The sequence below is a fragment of the Streptomyces sp. NPDC002643 genome, from assembly GCF_053592555.1.
Genome location: NZ_JBSFVY010000050.1, coordinates 1 through 12,088, shown reverse-complemented (window position 1 = coordinate 12,088; position 12,088 = coordinate 1). Strand labels below are relative to the sequence as shown.

Here is a 12,088-nt window from a genome sequence, read left to right as displayed (position 1 = left end):
TCATCCGGCGCTTTTGTCGATCACGCAGAAGACATTGCCCTCGGGATCGGCGAGGACGACGAAGTCGGCGTCATCGGGGTACTCCCACTCCACCCGCACGGCCCCGAGCCCCAGCAACCGCTCCACCTCGGCCCGCTGATCCTCGGCGCTGTCGGTCCAGAGGTCGAGATGCGTACGGTCGTCCTCGTCGAGCCAGAGCAGCGGCCCCTCCCCGCCGGCCGGCGTCAGGACCTCAGGCCGACCGGGCCGGGGCGTATGGCCGAGGGCGGCACTCCAGAAGGCGGAGGCCCGCCCGATGTCGGACACGTTCCACACGATCGATCCGATACGCAACATCGCCCCAGCTTCGCAGAGCCACCGCCATCATTCGAGGTGCCCGGAGCCACCCCCGGCACTCTCAACCGGCACTCTCACCGGCGCCCTCACCAGCACTCCGATCGGCGCCCTCACCGCCCCCTTCCTCGGCCCCGGTGTAAGCCGCGGTCGTCCGGTCCGCCCGAGCCCGGGCCACCCCCGGCTCCTCGCCCCCGGCGACGGCCGCCTCGTACCAGCCCTCGCTGCTCAGCCGTACGAACCGCAGCCCCTCCTCCGAGCCGAACCAGGCCATGGCCTCCTGAGGATCGACGGCGGCACCGGTGCTGAGGTGCAGCGTCAGCCCCACGAGCCCCATGTCCCACCCGATCCCGACCGCGCCGGGCCCGTACTGGGCCCACTTCTCGTCGTCGACATGGGCGATGTGGTCGAGTTCGAACCGCGCACGTCCGTCCCCCTCGGCGTCGACCCGCACCTCGATCCAGCTGACCTCACCCCCGTACTCCCAGGTGGCGGTGAACCCCTTCGGCGGATCACATCGCTCGACGACCCCGCCGGCGTTCCCCTCCAGCTGATACCGCCCGCCGAGCTTCAGCTCCCCGGAGACCGGCAGAAACCACCGGGGAATGCGCTCCGGATTCGTACAGGCGTCCCAGAGGTCCTCGACGGTGGTGTCGTACGACCGGCTCAGGCTCACCACCCGGGCCTCCCCCGCCTTGAACTCCCGGCTCCCGACCCGCCGCCGTACGGAACTGATCTGGTGGCTGACGTCAATCACGGTGTTCCTCCTGCTCGCTCTGCTCGTCAGGGCTTCCGCTCCCGCCGCTCCCCGTGGCGACGGCGTCCTCGGCCTCCCGAAGCCGCCGCTCCCGCTTGCCCCGGGCCACCTCCGTGCCCAAGGCGTCCAACCGAGGCGTCCAGAACCGCCGGAAACGGTCCAGCCACGCGTCGATGTCCCGCAGCGGCTCCGAGTTCACGGCATACAACCGCCGCGCCCCCTCCGGCCGTACGGTCGCGAACCCGTTCTCCCGCAACACCTTCAGATGCTGCGAAACCCCTGGCTGCGATATCCCGAACTCCGCCCGGATGACCTCCGAGACCTCCCCGGCAGTCCTCTCCCCCTCGGCCAACAGTTCGAGAATCCGCCGCCGAACGGGCTCCCCGAGCACATCGAACGCGTGCATGGCACCCAAAATATCACCGCCCACTTATATAAGCCACAACAAATATCTGGGCTTACTTTCAAGCCCCCGGCCCACACCCGCGCCCCGAAAGGGGCGCGGGGCTGTATCGATATGCGGCTCCGCCGCGTGGGCGCGACCAGCCACAACAAACCCGCAGCCGCCCACCAAACGAACCACCCCTCCCCCTAGGCGCCCACCAACCCCCTACGCTCTCCCCAAGATCAACATTTCGGGGAGCAGGGAACGTGCACATACAACGCCACCGAGTAACACCAACCGCGGCCCTCTCCCCGGAGGGCATCCGCTCCCACGCCCACTCCCTCTCGAAGGCCGGTCCCATCACCGCCCACGAATGGTGGCTGCTCGCGGAGAACCTCGTCGAGTACCTCGCGGCCCTCTCCGTGGAAACCCCCGGCCTGCGCACCCCGGAGGCGAAGGCGGTCCTGGAGGACGCCGCGGAGGCCGCGGCCGGCGCGGTGGCGTACACGGCGTACCACGGCTACGACCGCTTCCAGGTCTTCCTCCCCTACCTCAACTTCGGCATGACGTACGAACCCGGCGACAAAGAGGACCCGGACCCGACCCCCCTCACGCCCCACCGATGGCTGGACGCCTTCTGCCTGGCCATCCTCACCGACCGCACCGAACGCCACGGCGAGGCCTTCCACTTCGCCCGAGAACCCCACCGGCGTACGGAACCGGGCCACCCCCCGATCGAACTGATCAACGGCTTCATGGCCTACGTCATCGGCGACACCGGCGACGACGACGCCAACCACCCACCGTCCCGCGAAGAAAAACTCACCGCTCTCAACGCCGCCCTGACCCGCATCCACACCCGCGCGCAGACCGACCCCCGGACCAGCCGGCCGGAAGGCACCCCCCACACCACCGCGCTCCAAGCCCTACGCGCCCTCACGGCCTGCGACCAGGCCGCCTTCCGCACCCACCTGGCCGAACTGCTGTACCCCTACAGCACCCTGCCCGCCCAGGGCACCCGCCCCGCCACCCTGCTCCCGCTCCTCCCCCTGGCCCTGGCGGCCCTCGCCCACCGCCACGAGGGCTGGCCCCCGCCCATCGACACCGACTACCTCCCCCACGCCCTGGTGACCGGTTTCCAGACCGCCGGCCCGAGAGTGAAGGCGTACGGCCGCGACCGCCGCCCCGACGCGGTGGCCGAACTGGCCGCGGGCAACGTCCTCCTGGACCGCCCCGCCCACCCCCAGGAACTCCACCCGGAGAGCGAGGCCTACTTCGAGCAGTACGCGAACGAGGGCATGACCCCGGCCGACGACCGGCCCCTCTCGGCCCCCCGACTCGCCCGAAGCCTCACCTACCGCACCATCCTCCTCAAGTCCCGCGCCTCACGCTCCGCCGACGTCACGGACCAGCAGCTCACCGACCTCCACCTCGCCGCCGAGATGGGCGCCGCCCTCTTCCGTACGACCCTCGCCGAGCCCGGTACGGACGTCGAGGTGACCCTCGCCGGCCGCCCCCTCGCCTTCCCCGCGTACCACGGCGACCGGGCCGGCCCCGCCGCCTGGCAGACCGCTGTGAACCTCGCCCTGATCACCGGCGTCCGCGAACACCTCGCCCCGCTCGTCCTGGCCGGCCCCGCCCGCCTGAGCGACGACGACTCGGCCTTCGCCCCGTACCGGCAGGCGCTCCTCACCTACCTCCAGGCGAAGGAAGACCCCAAGCCCCTGACGGACAACGCCCTCAAGGCGCACGAACAAGCCAAGAACTGGGGCTTCTTCCCACCTCCGACGGTCCTCTTCTCCCAACTGGTCGAAGGCGACGCGGAAAGTTTCACCCTGGCCGTCCTCGACGCCCTCGAATCCCACCGCGACCACTACGCCACGCCCGACCGGACCGACGCCTCGGACGCCCCCCTCAACCTCGACATCCTCGCCCTGACCTGCCACGCCCACCGCCGAGGCTGGACGACCCCCGTGACCACCCCGTACCTACCGCCCCGCCTCCTCGCCTCGGCCAAACCCTTCTGACATCAGGCACACTCGAAAGGCGGAGAACACCCCCACTCCACCCGACGCCCCGTCAAAAGCGGAACCAGGCAGAGGATGCAGCCGGGACGCAGGCAGCGCGAAAGACCAATAACGACGGAACCACACCACAGGTTCCGGTTTCACCTCGTTGCCCGGCATGACCCGCCGTGATACATAGAGTGACGATACGACCCATCGTGCATTGTTCCGCCTCCCCCGATAGGGTCTCGCGCGGCCCGGGGGCAAGGGATACGTACGAAACCCGCCAATCAATGACGCCAAGTCGACATACGACAGCGTCATTGTCGGCGAGAATGGGCCTGATCTCTGCGCACCCAGCGCCAGAGGTCGCAGTGCGGACGGACACAGCGCGAAGACCGCGAAGCCCCGAAGACACTGACACACTGCACAGCAAGCGGAACTACCCATTAGGGGCGGTGACTTACATGTTCGTAGCGGCCGACAAGGGCGACATCAACACCATCATCGGCGGAATCGCCCCGGACTGGGGGCCCTTCGGCAGCCTGGGCAACGAAGCCCGAGTGATGATCGAAGTCGTGATGGCCGTGGCCATCCTCCTCTGCCTCGGCATCGCCATCTGGGGCGCCGCCAAACAGCGCATCGGCGCCACCGCCCTACGCGACACCTTCAGCGCCGAACAGGGCAAGGGCCTCATCATCGCCGGCCTCACCGGCGTCTTCATCATCGGTTCACTGGGCACGCTCTTCACCATCGTGTACGGCATGGCCGTGTAGCGCGGACACCGGCCCCTCGTCCCGGCCGGGCACGCACTCCCGGTCCGCCCGGCCCCCCTACCCCACCCGTCCGTCGTGCCCACCGGCTGAGGTTGCGTTTCCCTGATGTCGAGTCACCACACCGCGCCCGCGCGGGAGCCAGCGCGGCTACCGTCGTACTGTTACGCGTTTCCCGACGCGTACACGTTCGAGTACGGCGTCGATGTCGATGGTGTTGAAGGGGCGTGCGCGGCATGAGTCTCGGCGACGAGCGCGGGTACGGCGAGTCCCCGCGCGCCGGTGACGACGGAACGTACGGCGGCTACGCGGGCACCGGCCAGACCCGCACCCGCCTCCCCGACCGCGAAACCGACCCCTACGGCCCCACTCCCCGCCGCCCCCGCTCCTCCCCCAGAAGCCTCGTCACCGTCGTGGGCGTCATCGTCCTCCTCATCGCCGCCATCGCTTTCGCGAACCGGGGCGACGACACGAGCGACGCCGGGGGGACCGGGGGCGGCACGGCGGACACGGCCCCCACGGCGGCCTCCGGGAAGCAGCCCGTCGACAGCAAGACCAACGGCATCCCGTCCGGCTTCGCCCACGACCGCCAGGGCGTCGAATCGGCCGCGGCCAACTACGCCGTCGTCCTGGTCTCATCGGACATGCTCAACCCCGTCCGCCGCAGCGAGATCGTCCAACAGGTCATCGTCGCCGACAAGGCCGCCGACCTGGAGGAAACCCTCAACCGGACCTACAGCACGGCCTTCCTGAGCAAACTCGGTCTGGACGAGAACGGCCAGGCACCCGAGGGCGGCACCTACGTCTCCCGCACGATGCCGGTCGGCACCAAGGTCACCGCCTACTCGGACACCTCCGCGACGGTCGAGGTCTGGTGCACCGGAGTGTTCGGCATGGCGTCGGAGGACACCACCAACCCGGTCGCCGGCGACTGGTTCACCATGACCCTCCAACTGCGCTGGACCGACGGCGACTGGAAGGTCGACAGCTTCACCCGGAAAGCGGGCCCCGCGCCTGTCAACGGAGACAACACGATCTCGACATCCGAAGAGATCTCGAAGGCCGTGGAGGAGTACGGAGGGTTCACATATGCCCGGTAGCCCGCGTCGCGTACTCAAGCTCGCCGGGGTGGTGACCGCCGCCCAGCTCGGCCTCGTCATCCTGGCGACCCGAGCCGCCGCCGAACCCACCCCGTCGGCCACACCGTCATCCCCGTCACCGTCCCCCACGGCCGACGACAGCTCCTGCTCACTGCTCTCCGGCGAGGCCCTCAGCGTCTGCCAGGGCGACACCGCTGGCAGCACCGGCGGCTCGGGCGGCAGCACCAGCCCCAACGACCTCACCAGCACCCTCGACCCCCTCTCCTCCCTCGCCCAAGGCTGCGCCGACGCCGCCTCCTGGACCGTCGACAAGCTCTCGGCGGCCGTGAAGGAGACGGCGAACGTCGACTTCACCAACCCCAAGTTCCTCCAGCAGTACGCGGTGGTCTTCGCGGCCTCGACGATCCTCACCCTCGTCCTGTGGCTCCTCGCGGTCGCGAAGCGAGCCGTCCGCGGCGTCCCCCTCACCACCGCCATCTCCGAAGCCATCGGCTTCCTCTGGCTCACCGTCCTCGCCTCCGCCTTCACCCCCCTGATCCTCTACACCGTCGTCTCGGCCACCGACGGCGTCAGCGACGTCCTCGCCAAAGCCACCGGCGACCAGACCGACGCCTTCTTCGGCAACTTCTCCGAAGCCCTGAAGAAGGGCGAGGACATCGGCGGCGGCCCGATCATGCTGATCGTCGTCTCCCTCGTCTCCATCCTCGCCGCCGGCGTCCTCTGGCTGGAGCTGGTCATCAGGGCCGCCCTCCTCTACGTCGGCGCCCTCCTCGGCACCGTCGTCTACGCCGGACTCGTCGACAAGAACCTCTGGGGCCACGTCCGCCGCTGGGCGGGCATCATGATCGCGGTCATCCTCATCAAGCCGGTGATCGTGATCGTCCTCGGTCTGGCGGGCGCCCTCTCCGCCGACGACGGCCCGGACGCCTTCTCCGCCGTCGTCTCCGGCCTCGCCATCATCCTGCTCGCCATCTTCGCCTCGGCGATGATCTACCGCTTCGTCCCCGGCTTCGGTGACGAGATCGCCGGCTCCCGCAACAACCGCCTCATGCGCGGCGCCGAGAACAAGGCCGCGGCCGTCATCAGCTCCCCCGCCACCCTCGTCGCCCAGGGCATCAAGACCCACAGCACCCGCGCCGACAACAACAGCGGCGGAGGCGGAGGCGGAGGCGGCGCCCGCCCCTCCAACCCGGCCTCCGGCGGCGTAGCCGCCCACAGCTCCCGCAGCGGAAACGGCGGTGGCGGCGGAACTGTCCCCTCCGCCGCACCCCCACCCCGTACGAGCCCGGCCAACACCCCCCACGCCAGTAACACCCGCAACAGCAATCGCACGGGAGGTGAAGGGCGTTGACGGCTGATTCCCACACGGCCCATATGTCCCATCCGGTCACGCCCCGCCGTACCTATCTGATCGGCCGCGCCCGGCCGAACGCGATCATCGGCCGGAACCGCGAGTCCGGCGAGATCGCATTGATCATCGCGGGCGCGTTCCTCGGCATGATGTGCGGCCTCCTCGTCCCGGTCCTCGTACCGCGCATCGCCCTGCTCACCGGCTTCCCCATGCTGGCGCTGGCCGCCGTGTACGTGCCGTACAAGCGGCGCACGTTCTACAAGTGGTTCGAAATCAACCGCAGTTACAAGCGCGCGCTCCGCCGGGGCACCACCTACCGCTCCGGCGCCATGGAGGCCGGCACCAGCCTCGACGGCCGCGAGGTCGAGGTCGGACCACCCCCCGGCATCGGCCGCATCACCTGGCTGGCCGCCCCCTTCGGCCCCGACGAGATCGCCGTACTCCTGCACGCCGACCGCCGCACCGTCACCGCCGCCATCGAGATCGAGGGCCCCGGCGTCGGCCTGCGCGACTCCGAGGACCAGGAAGCCCTCGTCGACCGCTTCGGCACCCTCCTCAAGCACGTGGCCAACGGCGACGGCTTCGTCACCCGCCTCCAGATGCTCGCCCGCACGCTCCCCGCCGACCCGGACGCCCACGCCAAGGACGTCGCCCAGCGCGGCGACGACAAGGCGGCGCCCTGGCTGCAGCAGTCGTACGACCAACTCCAGTCCATGGTGTCCACGAGCAGCGAGCAGCACCGCGCCTACCTCGTCGCCTGTATGCACTACACCCGCGAACTGGCCGCCGAGGGCCACGCCATGGCCCGCGCCGCCCGCCCCCAGGGCCGCAAGCTCGACAAGGACGCCGGCCTCGCCGTCGTCATGGCCCGTGAGCTGACCGACATCTGCTCGCGCCTCCAGGAGGCCGACATCCGCGTACGGCAGCCCCTCGGCCAGAGCCGCCTCGCCTCGCTCATCCACTCCATGTACGACCCGGACCACCCCATCGACCACATCCAGGCCATGACCAGGCGCAACGCCTGGCCCGCCGAACTGGACGCGATGGAGCCGGACTTCCTCCAGGCCAAGACCCGCGAGTCCTCCACCCGCGAGCCCTGGTGCCACGCCACGGCCTGGGTGAAGGAATGGCCGATGACCCCGGTCGGCGTCAACTTCCTGGCCCCCCTGCTCGTCCACACCCCGGACGTCATCCGCACGGTAGCCGTCACGATGGACCTCGAACCCACCGAGGTCGCCATCGAACGCATGCTCACCGAGAAGACCAACGACGAGGCGGAGGCCTCCCGCGCCGCCAAGATGAACCGCACCGTCGACCCCCGCGACGTCGCCTCCCACTCCCGCCTCGACCAGCGCGGCGAGGACCTCGCGAGCGGCGCCGCCGGCGTCAACCTCGTCGGCTACATCACCGTCTCCTCCCGCACCCCCGAAGCCCTCAACCGCGACAAGCGGACGATAAGGGCCTCGGCCGGCAAGTCGTATCTGAAGCTGGAGTGGTGCGACCGCGAACACCACCGGGCCTTCGTCAACACACTCCCGTTCGCCACCGGAATCCGAAGGTAGGGCAGCAGCGATGCGGGACCACCCGATCGAACCGCAACCGGAGGTGAGGCGCTGATGCGGGACCCCCTGTCCGCCCTCACCGACGCCTTCACGTCCTTCCTCTTCGGCAAGGTCGAGACCACCCGCCTGCCCGTACGCACCTCCACGGGCCAGGCCCAGGCGGTCTACCTCCCCACCGCCGCCCCCGGCCTCGGCGACTCCGGCGTGATCATCGGCCGCGAGGTCTACTCCGGCAAGGGCTATATCTACGACCCCTTCCAGCTCTACGGCCAGCAGCTCCCCGCCCCCCACTGGCTCGTCCTCGGCGAGTCCGGCAACGGCAAGTCGGCCCTGGAGAAGACCTACGTCCTGCGCCAGCTCCGCTTCCGCGACCGCCAGGTCGTCGTCCTCGACGCCCAGGGCGAGGACGGCGTCGGCGAATGGAACCTCATCGCGCAGGAGCTGGGGATAACTCCCATCCGCCTGGACCCGACGGCCGCCCTGGACATGGGCATCCGCCTCAACCCCCTCGACCCCTCGATCACCACGACGGGCCAGCTGGCCCTGTTGAGGACGATCATCGAGGTCGCGATGGGCCACGGCCTGGACGAACGCTCCGGCTTCGCCCTCAAGGTCGCCCACGCCTACGTCAACGCGTCGATCACCGACCGCCAGCCCGTCCTCACCGACATCGTCGAACAACTCCGCCACCCCGAGCCGGAGTCCGCGGAGGCGATGAACGTCGCCATAGACGACGTACGCGCCTGGGGCCTGGACGTCGCCCTCGTCCTCGACCGCCTGGTCGACGGCGACCTCCGAGGCATGTTCGACGGCCCCACGACCGTGGGCATCGACCTCGACGCCCCCCTGATCGTCTTCGACCTCTCCCACATCGACCGCAACTCCATCGCCATGCCCATCCTCATGGCGATCGTCGGCGTCTGGCTGGAGCACACCTGGATTCGCCCCGACCGGAAGAAGCGCATCTTCCTGGTCGAGGAGGCCTGGCACATCATCAACAGCCCGTTCGTCGCCCAGCTGTTCCAGCGCCTGCTGAAGTTCGGCCGCCGCCTCGGCCTCTCCTTCGTGGCGGTCGTCCACCACCTCTCCGACGTCATCGACGGAGCCGCGGCCAAGGAAGCGGCAGCGATCCTCAAGATGGCCTCGACCAGGACGATCTACGCCCAGAAAGCGGACGAGGCCCGAGCCACCGGCCGCGTCCTGGGCCTGCCCCGCTGGGCGGTGGAGATCATCCCCACCCTCACCCCCGGTATCGCGGTCTGGGACGTCAACGGCAATGTCCAGGTTGTCAAACACCTGGTCACCGAGACCGAACGCCCCCTCGTCTTCACCGACCGCGCCATGACCGAGGCCTCCAACGACCACCTCCTCGACGACGACGTCCTGCGCGCCGCCGACCTGGAGGCCGAGGAACGGGCGGCGGCCTTCGTCGAACACCAACTCAGCGACATGGACGGCTACGGCTCCTCCGAATCCACGGTGGCCTGAGCGGACACACGGACGACCGGCCGGATAAACGAGGGAACGGCCCGGGTAAGGGAACGGCCCGGGTAAACGAGGGAACGGCGTGAACCACGGCAGCGGAACCGGCGCAGCCGTGACACGCGGCAGAGGAATCGGCACTGGCGTGAACGGCGGCACGAGATGAGTCCAGAGGACCGGAACTCCCAGCGCGGCGGCGGAGGCGGCGACATCCCCGACGGCCTCCTGCTCAGCGTCCTCAGCCTCCTGCTCGGCGGCACCCTGCTGGTCTGGACGGCCACCGGCCTCGCCGGCCTCTTCGCCCACGGCGCCTGGCCCGAGGGCGTCACCTTCGGCCGCACCCCCATCGCCGTACGCCGCCTCCTCGGCTCCCCCCAGGACATCCCCGCCGCCTGGCCGGACACCCCCGCCGCCCAACTCTCCGGCTACGGCCTCTTCTGGGGCCTGTTCATCGGCCAGTTGATGATCCTCATCGTCCTGGCGGTCTTCGCCATGGGCACCCTGGCCCGCTGGAAGGCCGTAAGGGCACGAGAAAAGGCCGTACGAGCCCAGAAGCACTCCCAGCCCACCTCCGAGCCCCCAGCCCCCACCACGACCGCCACAACCCCGCCGACCGGGTCCCCTGCCCCCACCCTCCCGGCCAAGTCCCTCCCGGAGCCCCGGAACAGCACCCCGCCCCCGGCTCCAGCGCCGTTCGAGCCCTCACCAACGGAACTGGCGGAACTGGTGAGCGCCCCACCCCCCATGGTGCCCCCAGCCCCAGTGGCTCCCCCAGCCCCCGCCACACCTCTCCCACCGCCGGCTTCCCCGCCGTCAACCGCCACCCCCTCCCCACTCACCCCGCTCTCCTCACTCCCCCCGGTCGTCCTCGGGCCGGCGCAAACCCGCCGTCCGGCCGCCACCCAGGCCCTACTCGACGCCGAGGGCCCGGCCCTGGTGGTCACATCCGACCCCACGCTCTGGTCGGACACGAAGGACGCCCGAGCGAAACTGGGCCCGGTCCTCCTCTACGACCCCACTCACCTGTGCGACACCCCGGCCCGCCTCCACTGGTCCCCCACGACCGGCTGCGAGGACAAAGCCACGGCGGCAACCCGGGCCACCGCCCTCCTGGCCCCCATCCGCCCCACAGCGAAGATCGACCAGGCGGTGGCGGAAACAGCGGAGACCCTCCTACGGAGCTATCTGCACGCGGCGGCGACGGACGGCCGCACGATCCGCCACCTCCACCGCTGGGCCCAGGGCACGGGCATCCAGGACGCGGTACGCATCCTCCGCACCAACCCGAAGGCCGCGCCCGGAGCCGCCGGCGAACTGGAGTCGGCCCTGACGTCGCACCCGGAACGCCGGGACATGGCCCAGCAGTTGACGGGCCGAGCCCTCTCGGCGCTCTCCACGGTCAACATCCGCGAATCCTGCACCCCGAACCGAGCGGACTCCCTCTCCCTGGATTCCTTCCTCCACGAGGGGGGAACGCTCTATGTGATCGGCACCCCCATCGAGGACCCGAAGCCGAACCCATCCGCCATGCCTCTGCTGACGGCCCTCGCCTCAAGCGTGGTCGAGCGTGGCCGGCGCGTGGCCGAACGGTCATCCTCCGGCCGCCTCGACCCACCACTCACCCTGATCCTGGACGACGTGGCAGCCGTGGCCCCCCTCCCCCAGCTCCCGTCCCTCCTCACCACAGGCCACGCCCAGGGCCTCCCCACCCTGGCTCTACTCCGCTCCCAAGAACAGGCCCGAGCCCGCTGGCCCCACGAACAACTGCCGACGTAGAACGCCGAGCCACGACCTACGACCGCTCAAGAACGAACTCCAACTCAAGTTCCCTTTCGAGTTCCCCTTCGGGACCACTCAACGGCACGGTCACCCCACTCGGCACGAACCCCACCTTGCGATAGAACCCCTGAGCCCTGGGATTGCCCTCATGCACCATGAGCCGAACCCGCTCAGCGCCTCGCCTCCAGGCCCACTCCACAGCGGCCTCGATCAGCGCCTCCGCAAGCCCTCGCCCCCGCAATTCGGGCCGCACAAACACCGCAACCAGATGCCCCTGCCGCCGCTCCACCGAAGCCCCGGCCCAATCAACAGCGCCGGCTTCCTCCAGAAGCACGGTCACAGTCCCACCCCAGCCCCCGTCCACGCCCCCGGCAATGAACTGCCGAGCCCTCGCGGCTCTCTTTGGCCGCAGGCCACTCATCGGCCCGTATGGGGCGAACTTTGTAATCCATGCAAACCACGGTATCCAAAACGCAGAAAGGCCCACACCATATGGTGTGGGCCTTTCTCAATATTTGTTCGGCGGCGTCCTACTCTCCCACAGGGTCCCCCCTGCAGTA

At 69.7% G+C, this 12,088-nt stretch carries 11 protein-coding genes; 7 read left to right on the top strand and 4 right to left on the bottom strand.

Going from position 1 to position 12,088, the window contains the following annotated elements; all coding sequences use genetic code 11:
* The 3 genes from ACWD4G_RS41930 to ACWD4G_RS41920 all read right to left on the bottom strand — a co-directional run bounded on the left by ACWD4G_RS41930 (position 1) and on the right by ACWD4G_RS41920 (position 1,496).
* The gene (locus ACWD4G_RS41930) at positions 1-336 is read right to left on the bottom strand and encodes a VOC family protein (RefSeq protein WP_451303318.1); all 336 of its coding nucleotides are present in this window, start codon (positions 334-336) and stop codon (positions 1-3) included.
* Between the two features lie 61 nt (positions 337-397).
* On the bottom strand, positions 398-1,090 hold the full coding sequence (locus tag ACWD4G_RS41925; protein ID WP_451303316.1) for an SRPBCC domain-containing protein: 693 nt from the start codon (positions 1,088-1,090) through the stop codon (positions 398-400).
* Positions 1,083-1,496 carry an ArsR/SmtB family transcription factor gene (locus ACWD4G_RS41920; RefSeq protein ID WP_451303314.1) on the bottom strand — a complete coding sequence of 138 codons (414 nt, stop codon included), beginning with the start codon at positions 1,494-1,496 and terminating at the stop codon, positions 1,083-1,085. Before ACWD4G_RS41920 ends, ACWD4G_RS41925 begins: the two co-directional genes overlap by 8 nt.
* Before the next feature lie 245 nt (positions 1,497-1,741).
* Here ACWD4G_RS41920 and ACWD4G_RS41915 point away from each other — a divergent pair, with 245 nt between their 5' ends.
* The 7 genes from ACWD4G_RS41915 to ACWD4G_RS41885 all read left to right on the top strand — a co-directional run bounded on the left by ACWD4G_RS41915 (position 1,742) and on the right by ACWD4G_RS41885 (position 11,525).
* The gene (locus tag ACWD4G_RS41915) at positions 1,742-3,502 is read left to right on the top strand and encodes an Imm49 family immunity protein (protein WP_451303312.1); all 1,761 of its coding nucleotides are present in this window, start codon (positions 1,742-1,744) and stop codon (positions 3,500-3,502) included.
* A gap of 446 nt (positions 3,503-3,948) precedes the next feature.
* The gene (locus ACWD4G_RS41910; protein WP_451303310.1) at positions 3,949-4,257 is read left to right on the top strand and encodes a hypothetical protein; all 309 of its coding nucleotides are present in this window, start codon (positions 3,949-3,951) and stop codon (positions 4,255-4,257) included.
* A 233-nt stretch (positions 4,258-4,490) separates the two neighbouring features.
* Positions 4,491-5,354, top strand: coding sequence for a hypothetical protein (locus tag ACWD4G_RS41905; RefSeq protein WP_451303308.1), 864 nt, complete (start codon positions 4,491-4,493; stop codon positions 5,352-5,354).
* Complete coding sequence (locus tag ACWD4G_RS41900; protein WP_451303306.1) at positions 5,344-6,705, top strand: hypothetical protein; 1,362 nt, start codon at positions 5,344-5,346, stop codon at positions 6,703-6,705. Before ACWD4G_RS41905 ends, ACWD4G_RS41900 begins: the two co-directional genes overlap by 11 nt.
* A gap of 23 nt (positions 6,706-6,728) precedes the next feature.
* The gene (locus ACWD4G_RS41895; protein WP_451303406.1) at positions 6,729-8,267 is read left to right on the top strand and encodes an SCO6880 family protein; all 1,539 of its coding nucleotides are present in this window, start codon (positions 6,729-6,731) and stop codon (positions 8,265-8,267) included.
* Positions 8,268-8,321: 54 nt separating this feature from the next.
* Positions 8,322-9,755 carry an ATP-binding protein gene (locus ACWD4G_RS41890; protein ID WP_451303304.1) on the top strand — a complete coding sequence of 478 codons (1,434 nt, stop codon included), beginning with the start codon at positions 8,322-8,324 and terminating at the stop codon, positions 9,753-9,755.
* A 156-nt stretch (positions 9,756-9,911) separates the two neighbouring features.
* Entirely contained in the window at positions 9,912-11,525 is a 1,614-nt protein-coding gene (locus tag ACWD4G_RS41885; RefSeq protein ID WP_451303301.1) for a type IV secretory system conjugative DNA transfer family protein, read from the top strand.
* A gap of 16 nt (positions 11,526-11,541) precedes the next feature.
* Here the strand turns inward: ACWD4G_RS41885 and ACWD4G_RS41880 are convergent, their stop codons facing one another.
* The gene (locus ACWD4G_RS41880) at positions 11,542-11,949 is read right to left on the bottom strand and encodes a GNAT family N-acetyltransferase (RefSeq protein ID WP_451303299.1); all 408 of its coding nucleotides are present in this window, start codon (positions 11,947-11,949) and stop codon (positions 11,542-11,544) included.
* Positions 11,950-12,088 lie beyond the last annotated feature (139 nt).